The 21936-nt window shown below is 62.9% G+C and carries 14 protein-coding genes; 2 read left to right on the forward strand and 12 right to left on the reverse strand.

Annotated features, from left to right (window positions below):
• Positions 1-58 precede the first annotated feature (58 nt).
• From HX811_RS27830 to HX811_RS27850, 5 genes are all read right to left on the reverse strand, one after another.
• Positions 59-1387 carry an autotransporter domain-containing protein gene (locus HX811_RS27830; protein ID WP_177048302.1) on the reverse strand — a complete coding sequence of 443 codons (1329 nt, stop codon included), beginning with the start codon at positions 1385-1387 and terminating at the stop codon, positions 59-61.
• 111 nt (positions 1388-1498) lie between these two features.
• Positions 1499-4471 (reverse strand): autotransporter domain-containing protein, encoded by a 2973-nt coding sequence (locus HX811_RS27835; RefSeq protein ID WP_177048313.1) that lies wholly within the window; start codon positions 4469-4471, stop codon positions 1499-1501.
• Between the two features lie 383 nt (positions 4472-4854).
• Positions 4855-5526: a GNAT family N-acetyltransferase gene (locus HX811_RS27840; protein WP_177048315.1), complete on the reverse strand. Its 672-nt coding sequence runs from the start codon at positions 5524-5526 to the stop codon at positions 4855-4857.
• A gap of 13 nt (positions 5527-5539) precedes the next feature.
• On the reverse strand, positions 5540-5986 hold the full coding sequence (locus HX811_RS27845) for a GNAT family N-acetyltransferase (RefSeq protein ID WP_177048318.1): 447 nt from the start codon (positions 5984-5986) through the stop codon (positions 5540-5542).
• A complete protein-coding gene (locus HX811_RS27850) occupies positions 5983-6618 on the reverse strand; it encodes an FMN-binding negative transcriptional regulator (RefSeq protein WP_177048320.1) in 636 nt (211 codons plus the stop codon). Before HX811_RS27850 ends, HX811_RS27845 begins: the two co-directional genes overlap by 4 nt.
• Positions 6619-6708: 90 nt before the next feature.
• Between HX811_RS27850 and HX811_RS27855 the strand changes: the two genes are divergently transcribed.
• Complete coding sequence (locus HX811_RS27855) at positions 6709-8271, forward strand: PLP-dependent aminotransferase family protein (protein WP_177048322.1); 1563 nt, start codon at positions 6709-6711, stop codon at positions 8269-8271.
• Positions 8272-8292: 21 nt separating this feature from the next.
• Here the strand turns inward: HX811_RS27855 and HX811_RS27860 are convergent, their stop codons facing one another.
• From HX811_RS27860 to aspA, 7 genes are all read right to left on the reverse strand, one after another.
• On the reverse strand, positions 8293-9384 hold the full coding sequence (locus HX811_RS27860; RefSeq protein ID WP_008439486.1) for a polyamine ABC transporter substrate-binding protein: 1092 nt from the start codon (positions 9382-9384) through the stop codon (positions 8293-8295).
• Positions 9381-10415: a histone deacetylase family protein gene (locus HX811_RS27865; RefSeq protein WP_177048324.1), complete on the reverse strand. Its 1035-nt coding sequence runs from the start codon at positions 10413-10415 to the stop codon at positions 9381-9383. Before HX811_RS27865 ends, HX811_RS27860 begins: the two co-directional genes overlap by 4 nt.
• A 152-nt stretch (positions 10416-10567) precedes the next feature.
• Positions 10568-11560: an AraC family transcriptional regulator gene (locus tag HX811_RS27870; protein ID WP_177048327.1), complete on the reverse strand. Its 993-nt coding sequence runs from the start codon at positions 11558-11560 to the stop codon at positions 10568-10570.
• A 58-nt stretch (positions 11561-11618) separates the two neighbouring features.
• Complete coding sequence (locus tag HX811_RS27875; RefSeq protein WP_256344473.1) at positions 11619-16190, reverse strand: hypothetical protein; 4572 nt, start codon at positions 16188-16190, stop codon at positions 11619-11621.
• A gap of 106 nt (positions 16191-16296) precedes the next feature.
• Positions 16297-17274 carry an asparaginase gene (locus HX811_RS27880; protein WP_177048333.1) on the reverse strand — a complete coding sequence of 326 codons (978 nt, stop codon included), beginning with the start codon at positions 17272-17274 and terminating at the stop codon, positions 16297-16299.
• 77 nt (positions 17275-17351) lie between these two features.
• The gene (locus HX811_RS27885; RefSeq protein WP_177048335.1) at positions 17352-18803 is read right to left on the reverse strand and encodes a sodium:alanine symporter family protein; all 1452 of its coding nucleotides are present in this window, start codon (positions 18801-18803) and stop codon (positions 17352-17354) included.
• A 392-nt stretch (positions 18804-19195) separates the two neighbouring features.
• Positions 19196-20620 carry an aspartate ammonia-lyase gene (gene aspA / locus HX811_RS27890; protein WP_003213415.1) on the reverse strand — a complete coding sequence of 475 codons (1425 nt, stop codon included), beginning with the start codon at positions 20618-20620 and terminating at the stop codon, positions 19196-19198.
• 181 nt (positions 20621-20801) lie between these two features.
• Here aspA and HX811_RS27895 point away from each other — a divergent pair, with 181 nt between their 5' ends.
• Positions 20802-21725: a LysR substrate-binding domain-containing protein gene (locus HX811_RS27895; RefSeq protein ID WP_134327546.1), complete on the forward strand. Its 924-nt coding sequence runs from the start codon at positions 20802-20804 to the stop codon at positions 21723-21725.
• The last annotated feature ends 211 nt before the right edge of the window (positions 21726-21936 follow it).

Raw genomic sequence — 21936 nt, forward strand, 5'->3', positions numbered from 1 at the left:
CGAAACTACCGCTTAAACCTCGGGGGGGCATGTGCCCCCTTTTTTTTGCCCGCAATAATCAGAACGCCAGGGTCCACTGGCCCAGCAAACCCTGGTTACGGCTGTGGGTGCCGACCTCGGCGGTATAGGCCAGGCCCACGGTGTGCCGAGTCGACAGCGCCAGGTCCACCCCGGTGTGCAGCGCCAGGCTGTCGCGGTCCAGGGAGGTGCCTTCGATGGTGAAGTCACTGTTGAAGCCCGGCCGTTTTACCCACGCGGAGGACTGGCGCACGGTGCTGCTCACGTCACCGTAGAGGTGCTTCCAGCCTGTGCTCAGGTGCGGCTTGAGGGCCATCTGGTTGTCCAGCGTAAAGGCACTGGCCAGGCGCAAGCCGAAGGTGCTGCTGAGGTTTTCCTGGGTCTGGGCGCCGACATTCAGCGCTGTAAAGCCGCCTTTTTCCTTGTAGCGGTCGCGGTGATAGCGCTGGTAGCCGATCCCCGCATAAGGTTCGATGCTGAAACTGCCCTTGTCCAGTTGATAGCCCAGCTCGGCGAAAGCGTTCTGGCTTTGGGCGTTGTATTTGCCTTTGGACTGCTCGCGGTGCTCGACGAAATCAAAGTCTACGGTGCGTTGGGTTTGGCCGGCATGGCTGCTGTAGATCGCCCCCAGGCGCAGTGCAAGGGGGCCGTCCTGACGCACGGCGTAACCGCCGAGGTGCCAGCTGTCCAATTCGCCCTTGAAGCGTTTGGCGTTCAGGTCGCTGGCGGACTTGGCGCCCATCACACCCACCCGCCAGGCATCGTCCACTGCCCAGTCGCCGCCCAGCATCAGGCCTTGGGTGTGTTGCTGCAGGCCCACGCTACCGTGCTGTCCTTCAAGCTTGCCAGCGTTGCCCAGGGCCTGGAACCATACGTGGCCATTGCCTTCGGCATCCGTAAGGTTGCGTTCGTCGCCTGTCCTGCGCATGACTGAAAGCAGGCTGCTGTTGAGCTGTTTCATACTGTCTTGAGTGGCGGCACCAAGGTTGGCGTTCTGGCTGCCTGCCAGTTGCTCCAGAACTGCACCCACACGGCCCGGTGCCAGCCTGCCAAGTTCCCGGGCGATATTCTCCAGTTCGTACTCCTCCCAGTCATTGAGTTCGCCCGACTTGATGAGGGTGTCCACGGCAGAGTCCAGTACGCGGGCAACCTGCTGGCCGTTACGGGTGGTGGCGTGGTCGGTAAAGTTAAAGTCGGGAGTGGGCTTGGGTGGCTTGGGGCGCTGGTGGCCTTGCTGGCCGGCCTCTGGCGCCGGGATGAACCACTCGCTGTCTGGATCGATGTCCCCTCGCGCCTGGACGAATTGAGCGTTGGTGGCACCCAGCGCGAAGGTGATGGCGAGTGCGAGTTGTTTCTGAAGGAGTGGCATGCAGGTCCGACCTCTTGATGTATGAGGTCGGGAAATCTAGCGGGGTAAAGGGCGGATAAATGTCAGGCCATCCACCCTTTGCCTGCCAGAGATGTCTCTAGTGGGCCGCGATTAAAAACTCATCTGCCATTGCCCGATCAACCCGTGATTGCGGCTGTTACTGCCTATTTCGCCGCTGTAGCCCACGCCGAGGGTATGGCGTGCCGACAGGCCTACATCCAGCCCGGCTTCCAGCAACAGGCTGTCGCGGTCCAGGGCGCTGCCTTCGACGTTGAACGCGGTGCCGCCCATCAGGAAGGCCTGGCGGGTGCTGCTGTCCACGTCACCGTAGGTGTGTTTCCAGCCGGCGCTGACCCGCGGCGTGAGACTGATGCCGTTGTCCAGCTGGCTCAAGTGCGCCAGGCGCAGGCCGAAGGTGCTGCTGAAATTGTCCTGGGTTTGCCCGTCGACATGCAGGGCGGCGGCGCCGCCTTTTTCGTTGTAGCTGTCGCGGTGGTAGCGCTGGTAGCCGAGGTTGGCGAACGGCTCGGCGCTCAGGCGCCCGCTGCCCATGGCATAACCCAGTTCGGCGAAGGCTTGTTGGCTGTTGGCGTCGTAGTCACCTTTGGGGCGATCGTTGAAACCGTCAAAGGCCACCGTACGTTTACTGTCTCCCTGGTGCCCGCTGTACGCAGCACCCAGGCGCAAGGCCAGCGGTCCGCTCTGGTGCATGGCGTAGACGCCGGCGTGCCAGCTGTCGACGCTGCCGTCGACGCCGGTGGTGTCCAGGTCGGTCTTCGAATAACCGCCCAGCACGCCCACGCGCCAGTCCGAATCGAGCGCCCAATCGGCCCCCAGCACGCTGCCTTTGGTGCGCTGGGTCAGGCCATTGCTGCCGTGGTCGCCGTCGAGCTTGCCGTAGCTGCCGATGCCTTGCAGCCACAGGCGGCCCCGGGCATTGGGGTCGTTGAGGTTGCGGGCTTCGGCGGGTACGCCGGTGGCGGCCAGTACGGGTGTGTCTTTTTGATCAAGGCCTACCAGCAATCCTGCGCCGCCGCCCAGTTGATGCATCGCGCTCAGCATGCTGTTGCCGACCTGAGCGCTGGCACCGAGGGTGGCACTGGTCAGGTTGGCGGTGCTGCTGCCGGCCAATTGCTCGATGGCGGCACCGGCGCTGCTGTTGGTGGTGTTGAGCAAGGCGTTATACAACGCGTTGTTCTTGCCCAGGCTCGCCAGGGCGTTGGCGGCGCGGGTGCCGTTGCCCGTGTTGGCGAACTGATTGAACGCCACGTCATTGCGGGAATAGGTAAGGCCCACCTGAGTAGGGCTGTAATCCAGTGTGGGGGTGAGGAAGGCATAGTCGCTGGTGACCTTGCCGAACGTGCCATTGATGCTGCCGGCCTGCAGCACCGTGTAGTGGCTCTGCCACGGGTAGGTGCCGGTGCCGGGATTGACCGCCAGGGTCGCGCCATTCAGGTACGCGGTGCCGCCGACCTGGACCGGTGCGCTGCTGCCGTCGGCATTCACGCCATAGGCCAGGGTCGAGCCGCTGGTCATCGTCAGGTCGCGGGTGATGCTGGCGGTGCCGAGGGCGGTATTGGTCTGCAAGGTGCCTTTGACCAACAGGCTGCCGACACTGCCGCCACCGGCATAAATACCGCCTTCATCGACGGTCAGGTTGCCAGCGATCCCGCCCTGGTTGATCAGCTTGGCGCCGCTGAAAATCTCGCCGCCGTCGCTGAAGTCGCCGCTGCCGGTGAGGGTCCAGGTGCCTTGCTTCACGTCCAGCCATTCGAAGTTGCGGCTGTCGCCAAAACTGCCGCCGGCGACGTCGTCCATGATCACGCGGTCATATCCGGTGCCGCCATCCACCACGCCGACAAAGCGGCTGCCGCCGAGCAGGGTCAGCGTGTCATCGCCGCCGCCCAAATCCAGGGCGAGGCCGTTGCTGCCGCTGATCACGCCGGCGTTGACCACCGTGTCGGCAAACTCGCCGACGAACTTCACGCCGAAGCCGTTCAGGCCCTGAATGGTGCCATGGTTGATCAGGGTGGTTGCAGCGAGTCCCGGGCCGTCGCTGCCGTCGTCCACCAGGATCGCGTTGTTGGCACCGCTTACCAATGCACCCACGCCGTTGAACACATAGCCACCGCCGAGGGCGATGCCTTCGCTGCCGTTGGCAAAGCCGTTCTTGTCGACACCGCCGGCGCCGACGCCCTGGATGATGCCGTAGTTTTCAATGTGGGCGATCTTGTCGATGTCCACGCCGTCACCATCGCCGTCCGGCTGCAGTCCGGAAAATGCGCCGGTAATAGTGCCATGGTTGATCACCGTGCCATCGCCGTCGGAACCAAAGCCCGAGCCGTTGCGGCCGATTACCGTGCCGTAGTTGGTCAGCGTGGCGCCCAGGTCGGTGGTGATGCCGTGGCGCCCGCCGGAAATCAGGCCGTAGTTGGTGACGGTCACGCCAGTAGCGGAGTCGATGTCGACGCCGTCGAATTTGTCATCGCGCGAGTGGGTGTCGCCGGTGGAAATCTCGCCGTAGTTGGTGATCGTAGCGTTGCCGCCGGTCTTCATGCCGTCGCTGGCGTCACCGCGAATCAGCCCGCCCTGGCGGTTGATGATAGTGGTGGTGACGTTGGAGCTGCGGATCGCATCCAGGTCCAGCCCTTGGCCGGTGGCGGAGCGAATGGTGCCGCTGTTGTCGATCAGCAGGCTGCCGCTGGCGAAGTTGCTGTCGATGCGCAGCGCGTCGTTGGCGCCCTGGATCACGCCACCGGCGCGGTTGTAGATGCTGTAGTTGCGCGCGGCGGTGAGATCGCCGCTGCTGTCGATGGCCCGGCCACCCGTGGAGGTAATGCTGCCGGCGTTGTCGATCACCACGCCATTGTCGCGGGTGCCGTCCTTCAGGGTCACGGCCACTTTGCTGGTGGTGATGCTGCCGGGTGCCGAGATCGTCAGCGAGTCACTGCCGCCCAGGGTTTGCCCGGTGGTGGTCGGTGTGTCGATCTGCAATGTCTTGGGCGGGGTCGGGGCTGCGTCAGCAAAGCCGCTGCCCACCAGCAGGCCGAGGGTGAGTACGAGGCGCTGGGGTGACGGAGGCATGGCAGACGTCCTTATTTTTGGAAAAGAGTCGACCTGTATAGCGGAGGTTTTTTACAGAATGATGGCGGGGAGGTTACTGAGGTGGTGCGTCGTTTGGGGGGAGGTCACCATGCTGAACCAAATGTCGATGTGCACGTGCGTACTCTGGTGTATATCGAACACGGCGAGGGCAATCAGACGCTCAAGTCGTTGAATGCGGCGCTCAGGCCGTTTGGGTTGAAGATGGGCGGGGTTGGCTGAGCACAAGGCTCGGATACGCTGAAGATACAATGTGGGAGCCGGGCTTGCCCGCGATGACGGTGTGTCAGTCAATACATTTGTGACTGATACACCGCTTTCGCGAGCAAGCCCGCTCCCACATTTGTCAGGGGTGGCAGGGTGGCTTAGGTACGGCACTCCACCAGCGTTTTCAGTTGACCCGATCCCGCCTGGTTCTCATCCGACAGCCACCGCTCAAACCCTGCTCCAATCGCCGGCCATTCCCCATCCAGGATCGAATACCACGCCGTATCCCGGTTCTTTCCCTTCACTACCGTGTGCTGGCGAAACACCCCTTCAAAACTGAAACCCAAACGCTCGGCGGCGTTTTTGGAGCGGGCGTTGGCGTTGTTGCACTTCCACTCCAGGCGGCGATTGCCCAGCTCAAACGAGTGCCTGGCCAGCAGGTACACCGCCTCGGTGCTTTTCGGTGAACGTTGCATCGGGGCGCCGAAGGTCACGTGGCCAATTTCAATGCGGCCTTGCTCGGGCACGATGGACATCAGGCTGAGGATGCCTTGCACCTCGCCGCTGGCCTTGTCGATCACGCTGAAGAAGTACGGGTCGCTGTGGGACGCGTGGTTGTTCAGCCAGGCATCGAAGGCGGCGCGCTCGGGGAATGGGCCGTAAGGCAAATAATCCCACAGCTTCGGATCCGCGCCGGGGCCTTGCAGGGCGTTGAACAGGTCATCGCCGTGGCGGGCCGGGTCGAGTTTTTCCAGGCGCACGAAGCGCCCTTCGATAAGGGTGACGGTGGGCGCCGGGACACCTTTCCAGTCGGCCAATGATGTCGTCATGCTGTGCTTCTCCTTAAAGACCTTTGCGAAACTGGATAAAGCCGGGGCGTTCGGCGATGCGTTCGTACAGCTGGATGGCGGTGGCGTTGGTCTCGTGGGTCAGCCAGTGGACCTTGCAGCAACCGTCGGCCTTGGCGGTGGCGTAGACGAATTCGATCAGCTTGCGGCCGACGCCGGTGCCGCGCTGGGCCGGATCTACCAGCAAATCCTGCAGGTAGCAGGAGTTCTCGATGCTCCAGTTGGAACGGTGGTAGATGAAATTGACCATGCCTACGGCCTTGCCGTCCTGCCAGGCCAGGGCCGAGTGGGTCGGCTCATGGGCGTCGATCAAGCGTTGCCAGGTGTTCTGGCTGACGGCGTCGGGCAGCTCGGTGTTGTAGAAGCGCAGGTAGGCTTGCCACAGGGGCAACCAAGCGGCGTGGTCGGCGGCGCTGACCTGGCGGATTTCGATCTGGCTCATGATGGCTCCTTGGGAATAAAGCGGGCGAGGGTCTGGTCGCGTACGTCGGTGCTGGCGGCCAGGCCGTCGCGAACACCGGCGATGTCCGCCGGGCTGCGGTTCTGGCTGAGTTTGCGTTTGCCTTCCAGGCGCTGGATCGGCAGGGCAAAGCCGACAATGGCCTTGAGCATGCCGTCGATGTAGTCGGCCGGGGCGTCGCTGACTTTCCAGGGTTGGGCGCGATTGCCTTCATGGCGGTCGGTGAGGGCGCTGACCAGTTCGAGCAGGCGCTCGGCGTCGGTGAACACTTCGCCGGTGCCGTAGGCGTGTACCGCGATGTAATTCCAGGTCGGCACCACTTTGCCGTGTTCGGCCTTGGCCGGGTAGAACGCCGGGCTGACGTAGGCCTCGGGCCCGGCAAAAATCACCAGGGCCTCGCCGCCATTTTGCAGGTCCTGCCATTGGCGATTGGCCTTGGCCATGTGCCCGTAAAGGGTGCCGTTGGGCCCTTCATCCGGGTTGAGCAGCAGCGGCAAATGGCTGGCTTGCAGGCCTTGTTCGCCCAAGGTCACCAGTTGCGCCAGGCGCGTGTGCTGGATCAGTTGCTGGATTTCAGGCAAGTCATCGAGGGCAAAGGCGCGTGGTGTGTACATGAAGATTTTCCTTGGCGAATGCCTGCATCCTAGGCAGGCTATTGGTTCGTTGTAAGAGCCATCTACAGTAAATTTTATAGGTCCAATTCCATGCCTGCGCTAGAACCACCGCTCTCGTTCAACCCGGCGGGTATCGAGTTGGACCGCCGCCAGGGACTCACCCGCCAGCTCTATCAGGCGCTGCGCCAGCGAGTACTGGATGGCCGGTTGGTCAGTGGCACCCGGCTCCCCGCCAGCCGTGACCTGGCGGCCGCGCTGTCGATCTCGCGCAACAGTGTGGTTCGCGCCTACGACCAACTGTACGCCGAAGGATTTATTGAGGGCCGCGTGGGTGATGGCACCTATGTGGCGCAATTGCCGCAGACGCCGACGCCCGCAAAAAAACTATCCACAAAAGTGTCCACAGGGTTATCAACAGGCTTATCCCCAGGTTTATCCACAAGTCGGTCGGATTTACCTGTGTTTTCGTCCAGTCAAGTTATCCACAGCGGTGCGCTGGCGCGGGTGGAAAACAATCATTTGGCGCTTCCGCCCAGTGGTCCGCCGAGGGCTTTCAGGGTGGGCGTACCGGCTTTCGATCTGTTCCCGTTTGACGTGTGGGCCAAGCTGAATGCGGCTTTCTGGCGCAAGCCGGACTTGCAGCAACTGTGTTATGGCGACCCGGCGGGCGACGCGCGCCTGCGTGGATTGATTGCGGCCTATCTACGCAGTTCTCGCGGCATGCAGTGCACGGCTGAGCAAATAGTGATCACCAGTGGCGCGCAGCAGGCAATCAGCCTTTGTGCACAGCTGCTGGTGGAGCCCGGCGATGAGGTTGCCATCGAGAATCCGGGGTATCGGGCAGCAGGCCATGCGTTCGCGGTGGCGGGCGGCCAATTGCATGGCGTGACGGTGGACAGCGAGGGCATCGACTGCGCTGCCTTGAACCGCCTCGGCGGTTGCCGCCTGGCCTACGTCACCCCGTCCCATCAATACCCCACCGGCGTGGTGATGAGCCTGGCCCGGCGCCTGGAGTTGCTCGCCTGGGCCGAGCGTACGGGCGGCTGGATCGTCGAGGATGACTACGACGGTGAGTACCGCTACAGCGGCGCGCCCCTGGCGCCACTGGCAGCCCTCGATCGTACGGGGCGGGTGCTGTATGTCGGGACCTTCGGCAAGGTGGCCTTTCCGGCGCTGCGCCTGGGCTACCTGGTGTTGCCGGCCGGCCTGGTCCAGGCCTTTGCCCGGCGCCGCGCGGTGGACGTGCGCCACTCGGAAGTCAGCACTCAGGCGGTGATGGCGGAGTTCATGGCGACCGGGCATTTTCAGCGCCATGTACGCCGCATGCGCCGCGCCGCGCAGAGCCGGCTCAATGCGCTATTGGCCGAATGGCCCGCCGACATTGAAGGCGTTGGCCGCCTGCCGTCGGTGGCGGCCGGGCTGCACCTGACCGTGCGGGTCGACAGCCTGGCGCGGGAACAGGCGCTGATCCAACAGGCGGCGGCGGTGGGTGTGGAGATCAATGGCTTGAGCAGCTATTGGTTGCCGGAGTCACTCACGCCGCAGGATCAGCGTGCCGGATTGGTATTGGGGTTTGCTGCCGTGCCCGAGGCACAGATCAGCCAGGCGTTGAAGCGCTTGGGCCAGGTTTGGCGCGCGCCGGTTGCGCACTGAGGCGCAACCGGCGGCAACCGATCAGGTGCCGGACTTGATCTTGGTCCAGGCGCGGGTCCTGGCTCGTTCGGCGTCACGTCCCAGGGGCTTGAGGGTATACAGCGTGGCCATGGCCGCCTCGGTCGGGTACAGGTTGGGGTTGTTGCGAATCGCCGGATCCACCAACCCGGTGGCGTCCTTGTTGGGGTTGGGGTAACCGACAAAATCGCTGATCGGCGCGATCACGCCCGGTTGCAGCAGGTAGTTGATAAAGGCGTAGGCGTCTTCCGGGTCCTTGGCGCCTTTGGGGATCGCGAGCATGTCGAACCAGATTGGCGCACCTTCTTTCGGCAGGCGCATGTCCACGGTCACGCCGTTCCTGGCTTCCTTGGCGCGGTTGGCGGCCTGGGAGAAGCTGCCGGAATAGCCGACCGCCACGCAGATGTCGCCGTTGGCAATGTCAGCCATGTACTTGGACGAGTGGAAATAGGTGATGTACGGGCGGATCTTCATCAGCAATGCTTCGGCTTTGACATAGTCCGCCGGGTTGCTGCTGTTGGGGTCCAGGCCCAGGTGTTGCAGGGCCAGGGGCAGGATTTCCGACGGCGAATCCAGCAGCGCCACGCCGCATTGCTTGAGCTTGCTGATGTTCTCTACGTTGAAGATCAGGTCCCAGCTGTCCACGGGGGCGTTGGCCCCCAGCGCGGCCTTGACCTTGTCCGGGTTGAAGCCGATCAGGATGGTGCCGTACATGTAGGGCACGGCGAATTTATTGCCGGGGTCGTTGGCCTCGATCAGCTTCATCAACTTGGGATCGAGGTGGTTCCAGTTGGGCAGTTTGCTGCGGTCCAGCGGCTGGAACACCGAGGCTTCGATCTGCTTGGCCAGGAACACGTTGGACGGCACCACCACGTCATAGCCGGAGTTGCCGGTCAGCAGCTTGGCCTCCAGGGCTTCGTTGGTGTCGAAGATGTCGTAGACCAGCTTGACGCTGGGGTTCTGCGCCTTGAAATCTTCCAGGGCCTTGGGCGTGATGTAGTCGAACCAGTTGTAGACCCGCAGGGTTCTTTCTTCGGCGTGCGCGGCCCCGCTCAGCACGGCGGCGCAGAGGACGAGATGCTTGAGCATGTTCATTGGGCGAATCCCTCAAAACCTTCGAGAACGTTGACGGCATTGATGCCGATTTCTTCCACGGCGTAGCCGCCTTCCATCACAAACAGCGTCGGTTTGCCGAGGCGGGCGATTCGCGCACCCATCGCCAGGTAGTCGGGGCTGTCGAGCTTGAACTGGGAGATCGGGTCGTCCTTGAAGGTGTCGACGCCCAGCGAGACCACGATGATGTCGGCGCCGTAGCGCTCGATATCCCCGCAGGCCTGCTCCAGGGCGGCGCTCCAGCGGTCCCAGTCAGAACCTGCGGGCAACGGATAGTTGAAGTTGAAACCCTCACCGGCGCCTTCGCCCAACTCGTCGGCGTAGCCCAGGAAGAACGGAAATTCCGCCTCCGGATGGCCGTGGATCGAGGTGAACAGCACATCGTCGCGCTCGTAGAAAATCGACTGGGTACCGTTGCCGTGGTGGTAGTCCACGTCGAGGATGGCCACCTTTGTGTGGCCCTGGTCGAGAAACGCCTGGGCTGCGATGGCCGCGTTGTTGAGGTAGCAATATCCGCCCATCAAGTCGCTGGCGGCGTGGTGCCCGGGCGGACGGCACAGGGCGAAGGCACTGCGGGCGCCTTGCTGGATCGCCTGTTGCGCGGTGAGAGCGACTTGCGCCGCGCTGTAGGCCGCTTGCCAGGTGCCGGCGGTGATCGGCGCGCCGCCGTCGAAACTGTAATAGCCGAGCTGGCCGTGCAGGCTGGTGGGGATCACCCGGCGCAAGGTGCGTGCGGGCCAGGTGTAGGGCAGCAAGTCTCCGTCCTGGCCAAATGCCGTCCAGCGTTGCCAGGCGCCTTTGAAGAAGTCCAGGTACGCGGGGCTGTGAATACGTTGCAGCGGCGCCAGGCCAAAATCCTCAGGCGCTTGCACCGGGCCCAGTTCGCGGTCCTTGACCCGTTGCAACACATGGTCGGCGCGCGAGGGCATTTCAAAACAGGGCATCAGTTGCCCGTCCATCAACTCGCACCGGCCATGGTGCAGGTGGTGATCGTCCGAGTAGATCGTCAGCATATTGTTGTTCTCCGCAGGCTGAATCGGTGAGGTCCAGTCTTGCGGCGGGCGCGGTTTATGAGAATGGCAGGAGCGGCCAAAAGGGGATCGATATGGCCAAATTGTCTGTCCGCAATTCGCCCCTCAATAGCGCAGCCATGCCCTTGAATGGATCAAGGCCGGAACTGGCTGGGCGCCACGCCGCTCCAGCGTACAAATGCATGGCGGAAACTGGCGGTCTCGCTGAAACCCAACTGCTCGGCAATCCGATGGATCGGCAGTGCATCTTCCCCAAGCAACTGCTTGGCCCGCTCGAAGCGTAGCTCGTCGAGCAGTTCCTGGTAGCTGCACCCCAGGTTCTGCAAGTGCCGGCGCAAGGTGCGGGCTGAACAGTTCATTTGCTGCGCCAGCCCATCAAGGCCCGGGGCCGCGTGCAGCTGCGAGCCCAGCAGTTGGCGAATGCGCCCCAGCCAGGCCTGGCGCCCGGTGAATTCGGTGTTCTGCTTGCGGCAGCGCTCGGCCATGGCCTGGTGCGTTACCGCGTCGGCCAGGGGCAATGGCTGGTCTAGCCAGCGGCGGTCGAAGGCAAACGCATTGGCCGTGGCTTCAAATTGCAGCGGGCAATCGAAGTGTTCGGCGTAGTGGGCCCGATAGGCCGGGGCGTCGTGTTCAAAGCGTGCGCCGAGCAAGGGCAGGGGCTGGCCCAGCAAGTCGTCGCAGATGACTTTCAACGAGACCAGGCACAGCTCGACGTTGAACATCGCCAGCGCCGGGTCTTCTCGATAATCGCTGGCGGTGAACCAGATGCGCTCCTCTTCTTGCACCAGGCTCAGCTCGAAGAGTGTTCCCAACAGTGCGGGATAACACAGGGCCAGGCGCAAAGCGTCACCGAAGGTGGCACTGGTGAGCAGGGCATAGCCAAGCATGCCGTAGGACGAAACATGCATGCGCTGGCCCAGTTCCAGGCCGATATCCTGCTGCAACGCCACGGCATTGGCACACACCCGCATCTCCTGGTGGGTGGTGATACGCGCATCGGCACGGCCCAGGTCGGCCGCGCAGATACCGCTGCCGGCGAGCAACGCTTCGCTGGGCATGCCCTGGGCCTTGAAGGTGCCGAGTACCAGGGAGACGGCGTTGAGGGTGGTGAGGTGTGAGTGCAACATGGGCAATTCCCGCCGGAGACTGCCCTGGACCGAGCAAGTTACATGCCGCGCCGCGTCATCAGCCGATCGCGAAGAATACCCGCTTGGCCTGGTCGAGGCTGAATTCGCTGCGGTAAAACGCGGCCAGTTGGTGCTCGCTCAAGCCTTCAGTCGTATCGGCAGCAGAGCCGCGGCGGAATTCGTCTGGGGTTTTCAGGCGGGCCGAGATAAATGCCTTGGCCGGTGTCCAGGCGGCCGAATAGTGAAAGTGCGCGTACCAGAGGATCTTGCGGGTGGAGCGCTCGGTAATGGTGTACTCGTCCAGGTAGTCCGGGCTGGGTGCCTTGAGGCGGCGACGGTTGATGGTTTTCTTGATGGTGATTTCGTTGCGGTTTTTCAACCATTCCACGCCGTCGAGGGTGGGTGGGCGTTGCTTGGTCAGTTGCAGTCGATGCTGGGCAGCCTTTTGGTAAAGCGCTTCGGCAGCCTGGCTGAGCTGTTTGCCCAGGGCGGCGGCGGAGGTGGTATCACTTTCCGTGGCGTTGATCAGGGTCAAGGCGTGCTCGATGTCCCGATTCGCTTGCTCCAGGTGCATGGCGTGCTGGTGAAGCATCTGCTCGATGCCTTCGATGGTGCGTGACGGCTTGCCCATTTGCACGGCGGCCCGCTGGTTGAAGGTGGGCAAGCCATCGATCAATGCCTGCCCATCGCGCAAGCTGGTTGCCAGGTCGGGCGCGGGAGGCGGCGTGGCCGGTGCCTCGATATGCCGGAACCACAGGCCTGGGAGTTTCTCGTGGAAGGTCGCCATTACGGTGTCGGTCAGCGGTGACTTGATGTCGACCAAGTGGGTCTCCAGGCCAAGTTCTGTCAGGCGCGGCTCGCCCACCAGCACGCCGTCGAAGCGGGTCTTGATGAATTTTTTGCGCGGGCGCGGCGGCGTGGGCGGCGGGGTTGGCCGGTTCCTGAGTATGTCGCGTTCGGCATGCAGCAAGGTCAGGTTGCTCAACGCACGCTGGGAAAATTCGCTCAATTGCTGGCGCAACTGCTGGATCGGCGTGTCCTGGGCGGTCCCGGGAAACTCTCCGGGGAAGTCTTCCAGGCGTTCATCCACGTGCTTGAACTGGTCAATCAGGCTGCTCAGGGTTTCGATGCGCTCATCGAGCCGCGACTCGCTGCGTTCGCCCAGGGTGTCGCTCAAGGTTTGCACCGCGATGGCCGCCTTGTCGACAATCTGGTCGATCGCCGTCCAGGCCTGTGGATGGGTGCCGAGGGTGGTTTCGGACACGCAGAGGTTGCGCGCCAGCGTCACTTGCAGAGCCTTGAGGTGATCGCTGGTGTAGGACGGCAGCAGGCGCCTGGTCTCCTGGATCAGTTGCAATCCCTCCCTGGCCAGGCCCTTGAGTTGCTCGAGGCGTGAGGTGGTGTAGTCGAGGCGGGTGATCATGTCCTGGATCAGCTCGCTCATTTGCCGCGCGTCTTCGATATGCCGTTCCCCGGGCGCTTCAATCTGGCGTTCGACCTGGTCGAGCACGGTCTTGAGCTTGGGGCTGAACCGGGTCTGGACTTCACTGATGCCGGCCTGGTTGAGATCGAGCTGGGCCTTCAAATAGCTCAGCGCCCGAGGCTGGTAGTCGGGCATGTTGGTGAAGATGCTCAAGGTTTTCAGATTTTGCAGCGCCGCGTCGTACGCGCTGCGCTGGGTGTCGAGTTTTTCCAGGTAAGTCTGGCGCTGGGAGTCGGCGGAGGTGCCCGGGGCGTTGTTCATGTCTTGGCGGGCCTGCTCCAGTTGGCGCTGGGCTGCCTGCTTGCCGCTTTCAAACAGCGCCAGTTTTGCGCGTACCTCGGCGGCTTTGACGGTGGCCAGGTCCTGGGCTTTCTTGGTCATGATTTTCGGCCCGCCGCCGCGCAGGTGCAGGCGCGTGTCGATGAACCATTCACCCTTGAGGTTATGAATCAGCAGTGGGCCGGTGTGGGCGGGTTGGCTCGGGTCGACAATCAGCACGTTGGCGTTTTCGTCCAGTTGCACTTCGAACCAGCGCTCTCCCACAGGCGCATACCATTTCGTACCCAACGGGTAGAGATGCTGATGAGCGTCGACCTGAGCGCTGGCCTGGCCGAGCCCTTCGGGCTTGCTGACCTTGAAGCGATCCAGCAGGTGTGCCAGGCCGCTGGGAGTACGGGTGACGGCGCCAAGTACATGCAGCGACTGTGGATGGCCGGCCGGCAGTTCGGTGGTCGCGATGTTCGGCTGTTGCTGGATCACGCTGGTCTTGGGTTTGGCCGGGGCGAGGGGGGCTTTTTCCGCCTGATAGCCCGGCAGGCGGCGGCTGGCGGGGTGGCTGCGGCCGGTGGCGTGCAGGGTGATGGCCATGCCCAGGTTCAGCAGCAGTTCGGTGAAGGCCTGCCATCGGTCTTCGGATTTGCCACGTTGTTGTGCGTCGGCCAGGGCTTGTACCTGGTCCATGAGTTGCCAGATCCACGCCGCTGTACCTGCAGTGCGGCCGAGGAACGGCAGTGCAGCATTGAGCAGCAACCAGCCGGCCCGTTTGAATGTCGCCCAGCGGGCTTCGGTGTTGGACACCGATTGGCGGTCGGCCAGCTCCACCAGGGCTTTGGCGTTGGCGCGGAACAAACCCTCGAACAGATCCCCAGGCAGTACTTGGGTACCCAAGGCCATGGGGCCGGACATAGCCCAGAGCTTGGTCGGCTCCACCAGAAACCGCAGCACCGCCCACGGCGAAGGCAATGCGCCAGGGAACACGTAGTTGACGTAGTCGCTGCGCACGCTTTCCGGCAGCCAGGCCAACACCGAATCGCGCAGGTTGCGGTCCTGGGTCAGGGTGTATAGCAAGTTGGCGGGCGAAGGGTATTGGCTCAAGGGTTGGTCGAACAGCGGCCGGTATAACAGGCAAGGGCCCGCGCTCGAGTCTTGAGGGGCGATGACGAACATGTTGGCCACTTCATCCACGGTGTTTCCGGCCCGGCGTTGCGGAGCAAAGGCCAGCGGGCGCAATACGATGGTCTGGCCTTGCACCTGGCGCTTGGCAACATCCGTCTCCATCAGCGCCGCGACGTACCGGTAGCCGAGTTCGTCGATACCCGCTTGCTGGTGGATCTTGCATTGCAGCGCCAGCAACGGCAGCTGCACCTGCAGGTGCTGGCGGTACAACTGCTGGCGGCGGGCTGACTCCAGTGAGTCATCCAGCAGCTTGGCCTTGACCAGTGCCGGGTAGCGGTTGCCGATATCGACCTGGCTGATCAAGCGTTCGACGTAGGCCACCGTCAGCCACGCGGGAGCCTTTGTTGCGTTGTGCAAACGCAAGGTCTTGTTGCCCAGCGGCAGGGCGATCAGGTTTTGCAGCGCCAGGTCCGCCAGGCTGAACGTGGTTGTTTCGACCTGCCCGGGTACGGTGAAGAGGCCCCATACCACCTGGCTGTCTACGCGCATTTCAAGGTCGTTGAGGTTCAGTTGCGCCGCATCGGGATGGTCGGCGGTCATGCGGGCCTTCAGTTGAGTGAGTGCGTAGTCGCGCAGCGGCGGGATGTCATCCTGGTAGGACTTGCCCTGGTTCTGGCTGTGCAGCGCCGCGAGGTCCTTCAAGTGCCGGGCGTACAGGTTCAGGTCACTGCTCAAGGCATTGGCCAGCCAGTTGGGCAGCCGGGCTTGATACCAATCGAGGCCGGGGCCCTGGCGGGCAACCAGAGACTGCACGGCCGGCGGCGCGCCGAGCGGTTCGGGGTTGGCATCGACCTGGCGCAGGGCGGGAAAATCAATGGCCGCAATGGCCTCGATCTGAATGCCGATCAGTGCGCAGGCCTGTTGGTCAAAGAAGTTGCCATCGGGGCGGTACAGTCGCCATTGCAGTTGCGTACTTACGATCAAAGTACCCAATGCGTTGCCCAGGTTCTCCAGGGTGGCAAACTTCTGATAACCATGGACCAGCGAATGACAGAGGATCCGCGAGCTCGATTGATGGGTACCGATCAGCACGGCCATGGGCATCAGGTTGAGTGAGGTCAGGGTGTTGCCTTCCACCTGGCAGATATCGATCAGGTAGGCCTTGCTGGCGTAGGTGTCGGTCGCCCGACGGTTGCTTTGGTCGGGGGCGTTGTACAGCACCCGTGCCATGGCACAGTCATCACTGTCCCAGCCCTCGACGGTATCGACATTCCACACCGCCTGCAGGCTGCTGGACAGCGTGCGCCACTGGGGTTGGCCTTCGATCATGCGGTTCCAGTAATTGAGCTGTTGCTCCTGGAAGGCACAGAGCATGACGGGCGCCAGCACATTGAGCATCTGGGCGACCTCGCCGATGCGCACCGGCAAATGCAGCGGTGGGTCGCTGAGCGGCTGCTGGGTCAAGAAATGCACACCCTCGATGTACAGGGTCGGGATGCCCGATACGGCCTGGTGCGCCAGGATGTCGGTGATGGCCTGGTAACGGGGTTCGAGCGGTCGGACCTGATCTCCGACAATCTCCCAGGCGGGTGTGCAGACCAGTACGATATCCGGGTCCAGCGCCAGGACGGGATACAACTTGTGCAATGAATAGCGCAACTGCACGGAAGCGACCTCGCGAAACGAGGGGCCCAGGCACAGTTGGGTGAGCAGGCTTTCAGGCGTTGGACGGAGCGGGGTGGGTGTGGTCATGGCGGGCATCCCTGGCGTATGAAAACGACCCGAGGCGATGCCTCGGGGAGTTCATGCTAGGGAGCGGCCTGGCAGATCAGGGGGTGGATATATAGGGCGATCAGCCTCAGGCGAGTTCGCCGCACAGGTCCAGTTCCACCAGGCGGCGAACCTCGGCCACTGGCAGGCCGGCACCGAGCAGTGCATTGAGCTTGCCGAACGCGGCTTCACGGGTCATCCCGCCACCCGACAACACCCCGACGCCCCGCAGGCGGCTGCCGGCCTCGTACACGTCCAGCTCCACACCGCCTTCATGGCATTGGGTGATTGCCACCACGACCACGCCGTTATCCTGCGCGCGCTGCAGGCTGGCGAGGAACTGCGGGTTGTCGCTCGGCCCGGTGCCGCTGCCGAAGCATTCCAGCACCAGCGCCTGGATGCCGCTGTCGATCAACGCGTCCAATTGCGCGGCGGCGATGCCCGGCACCAGTGGCAGCACACCCACATTGGCCAGCGCCTTGGCCTGGCGGTAATGCAGTGCCGCCGGAATCATGTCCGCCTTGGCGACGCCGCCGATACGCTGCAACGCGGCAAACGGGTGGCGACCAAAACTGCGGATTTTCGCGCAACGGGTCGGGGCCATCAGTGCACCGTGGAAGTACAGTTGCACGCCCGGCGCCAGGCCTTGGCCCAGGGCTGCCAACGCACCGCTGACGTTTTCCCAGGCATCGCTGTCGGGCACACCGGCCGGCAGCATCGAGCCGGTAAACAGCACCGGCGCGGGCAGGCCCAGCAGTTGGAAACTCATGGCCGCAGCGCTATAGGCCAGGGTGTCGGTGCCGTGCAGCACCAGTACGGCGTCGCAACCCTCGTCCACCGCCTCGATCACGGCGACGCGCAGGCGCTGCCAATAGGCGGGGGTCATGTTCGCACTGTCGATCAGCGGGGACATTTCCCGAAAGCGCCAGGCTGGCATATTCAGTTGGGCGAGGGCTTCGCTCATGCGCGCTTCAAACCCCGAAGCGGGGGCCAGGCCGTTGGCGCTGGCCTGCATGCCGATGGTGCCGCCGGTGTAGAGCACCATGACGTTGTTGGCTGGTTGCATTGAAGAGTCTCCTGAACGAAAAACGCCGCCGGGCCCAGAGCATGCCCAAGGCCGGGCGGCGTGTCATCTATCTAGGTTTAGCGTTGCGTTTGAGCGCTCAGTTCAGCCGATGCTTGAGCGGCTGGCTCAGGCTTCACCGGATTTGCCGGCCAGGCCTTGCGGTCCAGGTCCAGGTCCGGGAACTTGCTGGAATCAAACACCGGGGTCTTGATGCCTGCAGCACGCTGGCCGTCGTAGTCATTCAGGATGCGCATGGCGATCTTGAACAGGAACGCCAGGGCGAACAGGTTGACGAACGCCAGCATGGTCATGGTGATGTCGGCGAAGGCAAACACGGTGCTCAGGTTCTCGATGGAACCCCAGAAAATCAGCACCAGCACCAGCGCACGGTAGCCCATCAGCACCTTGCGGTTGTCGCCCACGATGAAGCGCAGGTTGCTCTCGCCGAGGTAGTAGTTGTACATGATCGAGGTGAACACGAACAACGCCAAGGCCACCGAGATGAACATCCGGCCCCAGTCACCCACCACCGCCGCCAGGGAGTTCTGGGTCAGGGCAATGCCGTCGCCTTCAAAGCCCGGGGTGTAGAAGCCTGAGAGCAGGATCAGCAGCGCGGTGCAGGTGCAGATGACGAAGGTGTCGAGGAACACGCTGAACGCCTGAACCACGCCCTGGGCGATCGGGTGTTCAACCGAGGCGACTGCCGCCACGTTAGGCGCACTGCCCAGGCCGGCTTCGTTGGCGAACACGCCGCGTTTCACACCCATGATGATCGCGCTGCCCACCAGGCCACCGAAGGCCTGGTCGAGGCCGAAAGCGCTCTTGACGATGGTCGCGAGCATGGCCGGCACGTGGTCGAATTGCAGCACGATCACGTACAGGGTCACCGCGATGTAGACCAGGGTCTTGACCGGTACCAGCAGGTCGGCGATCGAGGCGATACGCTTGATCCCGCCGATGAACACCAGGCCCAGCAACACCGCCAGGGCCAGGCCGGTGTAGGTGGTGTCGAGGCCAAACGCGTTGTTCAGCGAGTGGGTGACGGCGTGGGCTTGCAGGCCATTGAAGGCGAAGCCGAAAGTCACCAGCAGCAGGAACGCCATCACCATGCCCAGCCAGCGTTTGTGCAGGCCGTGCTGGATGTAATACGCCGGGCCACCACGGTAGGTGCCTTCAGCGTCGGTGCGTTTGTACAGTTGGCCGAGGGAGCACTCGATAAAGCTCGAAGACATGCCCACCAGTGCGGTGACCCACATCCAGAATACGGCGCCCGGGCCACCCAGGGTCACGGCAATGCCGACGCCTGCGATGTTGCCGGCACCCACGCGCCCGGCGAGGCTGAGCATCAGCGCCTGGAACGAGCTGAGCTGGCCGGCGCTGCTTTTCAGGCTGTCGCGAAACACCGAAAACATGTGGAAAAAGTGACGCAACTGAACGAAACGCGAGCGGATCGTGAAGTAACCACCGAGCCCGACAATGAGCACGATCAATACTTTCCCTGAGAGGAAGTCGTTGATGACTTCTAGCATGGAGTGTTCCTCGCTGATTTTTCTAATGGCAAACGCAGGACGGTCCGACGCATCGCTCGGCACCAGGCAGTGCACGACGCTTCGACCCCAATCCTTTTGCGGGTGTTGTTATTCATGCGGTTTCGCGCTTCCCAGGGTCTCGTTACCGACGACCGCTGACGCGAAGAGGGGCGGCACTATACCTAGGAGTGGGTGATCCGTCTGCACGAGGCGATTAAAGGTTTCAGCCAAGGCGTTACGGGCAAGGCGGGTTTGTTGGGCGATCTTGGAGTTTTTATTGGCGGCATTTCACAACCTTGAGGCAAAAAAAAGGGCCTGAAGAACGAGCCTTCAGGCCCTCAAAAGGTGAGAGGTGTCTAGTCCCTCAACCTGGTGAGCGGTGCAACAAACGCTTAGGCCTTCAGAGGCACCAAGCGTGGGGCAATCATGTTTTCGGGGCGCAGGATGTCGTCGAGCATGGCGTCGTCGAGCAAGCCTTCTTCGCGCACCAGTTCCAGCACGCCGCGGCCGCTTTCAAGGGCGATACGGGCGATGCGGGTGGCGTTTTCATAGCCGATGTACGGGTTCAGCGCGGTGACCAGGCCGATGGAGTGTTCCACCAACTCGCGGCAGCGGGCTTCGTTGGCAGTGATGCCGACGATGCAGTGCTCGCGCAGCATGTCCATGGCGCGTTGCAGCAGGCGGATCGAGTCGAAGATCTTGTAGGCGATCAGCGGCTCCATCACGTTCAGTTGCAGCTGGCCGCCTTCGGCCGCGATGGTCAGCGCCAAATCGTTACCGATGATTTGGAACGCCACCTGGTTCACGGCTTCCGGGATCACCGGATTGACCTTGCCGGGCATGATCGAGCTGCCTGGCTGACGCGCCGGCAGGTTGATTTCGTTGATGCCGGTGCGCGGGCCGCTGGACAGCAGGCGCAGGTCGTTGCAGATCTTCGACAGCTTCACCGCGGTACGCTTGAGCATGCCGGAGAACAGCACGAAAGCGCCCATGTCGGAGGTGGCTTCGATCAGGTCGGCAGCCGGTACCAGCGGCTGGCCGCTGATGGTCGCCAGGCGCTGGACGGCCAGGGCCTGGTAACGCGGGTCGGCGTTGATGCCGGTACCGATGGCGGTGCCGCCCAGGTTCACTTCGGTCAGCAGCTCAGGCGCCAGGGTCTTCAGGCGGGCCAGGTCTTCACCGAGGGTGGTGGCGAAGGCACGGAATTCCTGGCCGAGGGTCATCGGCACGGCGTCTTGCAGCTGGGTACGGCCCATTTTCAGGACGTGGCTGAATTCTTCACCCTTGGCAGCGAACGCCTGGATCAGGCTGTCGAGGCTGGCCAACAGCGCGTCGTGGCCCAGCAGCAGACCCAGGCGGATCGCGGTCGGGTAGGCGTCGTTGGTCGACTGCGCCATGTTCACGTCGTTGTTGGGGTGCAGGTATTGGTATTCGCCCTTGCTGTGGCCCATGGCCTCCAGCGCGATGTTGGCGATGACTTCGTTGGCATTCATGTTGGTTGAAGTGCCAGCGCCGCCTTGAATCATGTCCACCACGAACTCTTCGTGGAAATCGCCGCGGATCAGACGGGCACAGGCTTCGCTGATGGCAGCGTGCTTGGCTTCGCTGAGTTGGCCCAGCTCGCGGTTGGCGTCAGCAGCTGCCTGCTTGACCATTGCCAGGCCGACCACCAATTTCGGGTAATGCGAAATCGGAACGCCCGAGAGACGGAAGTTGTTCACCGCTCGCAGGGTCTGGATGCCGTAATACGCTTGAGCGGGTACTTCGAGTACGCCAAGCAGGTCTTTTTCTGTGCGGAAAGATGCAGCGGAGGACATGACGGAAATCATCTCGATATGGACCCGGGCTAGGCCGGAACGCTGTGAATGCTAGGCTTGCAGGAGATTTTGGGCCAATGCTGTTAAACACTGGCCTATGCATAAACGGCATAATGTCGGTGTGACCCCGTTACCATGACGGACGTGTGTGCCAAAATGGTGCGTGCCCCGGGAGGATGTGATGAACCTTGAAAGCAAATGGCTGGAAGACTTTAGCGCCCTGGCTGCCACCCGCAGCTTCTCCCAGGCGGCTGAGCGGCGCTTCGTCACCCAGCCGGCGTTCAGTCGGCGCATCCGCAGCCTGGAGGCGGCGCTGGGGCTGACCCTGGTCAATCGCTCGCGCACGCCGGTCGAACTGACGGCGGCGGGGCAGTTGTTCCTGGTCACCGCGCGGACCGTGGTCGAGCAGCTCGGCGAGGTGCTGCGCCACCTGCATCACCTGGAAGGCGGGCAGGGTGAAGTCATGCAAGTGGCGGCGGCGCACTCCCTGGCCCTGGGTTTCTTCCCGCGCTGGATCGCGCAGTTGCGCAACGAAGGGCTGAACATTGCCACGCGGTTGGTCGCCACCAACGTGGGCGACGCCGTGCATGCGCTGCGTGAAGGCGGTTGCGATTTGATGCTGGCGTTCTACGACCCGGATGCGGCGATGCAGATGGACCCGGAGATCTTCCCGTCGCTGCACCTGGGCAACACCGAGATGCTGCCGGTGTGCGCCGCCGATGCCGACGGCAAGCCGCTGTTCGACCTGGAAGGCGAGGGCAGCGTGCCGCTGCTGGCCTACAGCGCCGGGGCTTTCCTGGGGCGCTCGGTAAACCTGCTGCTGCGCCAGCGGGCGCTGCGCTTTACCACGATTTACGAAACCGCCATGGCCGACAGCCTGAAAAGCATGGCCCTTGAGGGCTTGGGCATTGCCTGGGTGCCGCAGTTGAGCGTGCGCGCCGAGCTGGCCCGGGGTGAACTGGTGGTGTGCGGCGGCCCGCAATGGCATGTACCGCTGGAGATCCGGTTGTATCGCTGTGCGTTGGTGCGCAAGGCGAACGTGCGGTTGTTGTGGCGCAAGCTGGAAGGCGGCGCGGCGCAGGCACCGGCGGCTGAACGCGGTTAAATGTGGGAGCTGGCTTGCCTGCGATAGCGGTGTATCAGCTGACATTTCAGGCACTGACCCTCCGCCATCGCAGGCAAGCCAGCTCCCATAGTATTTTGTGGTGTGTTCGCTGACCTGGAAGTCAATAAAACCGCCTGTTTGCGGTGTAAGACAGATGGTCATTCCAGGGGCTGTTTATCTGCGTTATTACGGTATACTGCGCGGCCTTCGG

Origin of the sequence: Pseudomonas sp. F8002 (genome assembly GCF_013385495.1) — a bacterium.
GTDB lineage: Bacteria > Pseudomonadota > Gammaproteobacteria > Pseudomonadales > Pseudomonadaceae > Aquipseudomonas.

What these genes read in the sequence shown, in the direction of transcription:
- HX811_RS27830 (WP_177048302.1), bottom strand. Translation starts at nt 1,387, where the DNA reads ATGCCACTCCTTCAGAAACAACTCGCACTCGCCATCACCTTCGCGCTG.
- HX811_RS27835 (WP_177048313.1), bottom strand. Translation starts at nt 4,471, where the DNA reads ATGCCTCCGTCACCCCAGCGCCTCGTACTCACCCTCGGCCTGCTGGTG.
- HX811_RS27840 (WP_177048315.1), bottom strand. Translation starts at nt 5,526, where the DNA reads ATGACGACATCATTGGCCGACTGGAAAGGTGTCCCGGCGCCCACCGTC.
- HX811_RS27845 (WP_177048318.1), bottom strand. Translation starts at nt 5,986, where the DNA reads ATGAGCCAGATCGAAATCCGCCAGGTCAGCGCCGCCGACCACGCCGCT.
- HX811_RS27850 (WP_177048320.1), bottom strand. Translation starts at nt 6,618, where the DNA reads ATGTACACACCACGCGCCTTTGCCCTCGATGACTTGCCTGAAATCCAG.
- HX811_RS27855 (WP_177048322.1), top strand. Translation starts at nt 6,709, where the DNA reads ATGCCTGCGCTAGAACCACCGCTCTCGTTCAACCCGGCGGGTATCGAG.
- HX811_RS27860 (WP_008439486.1), bottom strand. Translation starts at nt 9,384, where the DNA reads ATGAACATGCTCAAGCATCTCGTCCTCTGCGCCGCCGTGCTGAGCGGG.
- HX811_RS27865 (WP_177048324.1), bottom strand. Translation starts at nt 10,415, where the DNA reads ATGCTGACGATCTACTCGGACGATCACCACCTGCACCATGGCCGGTGC.
- HX811_RS27870 (WP_177048327.1), bottom strand. Translation starts at nt 11,560, where the DNA reads ATGTTGCACTCACACCTCACCACCCTCAACGCCGTCTCCCTGGTACTC.
- HX811_RS27875 (WP_256344473.1), bottom strand. Translation starts at nt 16,190, where the DNA reads ATGACCACACCCACCCCGCTCCGTCCAACGCCTGAAAGCCTGCTCACC.
- HX811_RS27880 (WP_177048333.1), bottom strand. Translation starts at nt 17,274, where the DNA reads ATGCAACCAGCCAACAACGTCATGGTGCTCTACACCGGCGGCACCATC.
- HX811_RS27885 (WP_177048335.1), bottom strand. Translation starts at nt 18,803, where the DNA reads ATGCTAGAAGTCATCAACGACTTCCTCTCAGGGAAAGTATTGATCGTG.
- aspA (WP_003213415.1), bottom strand. Translation starts at nt 20,620, where the DNA reads ATGTCCTCCGCTGCATCTTTCCGCACAGAAAAAGACCTGCTTGGCGTA.
- HX811_RS27895 (WP_134327546.1), top strand. Translation starts at nt 20,802, where the DNA reads ATGAACCTTGAAAGCAAATGGCTGGAAGACTTTAGCGCCCTGGCTGCC.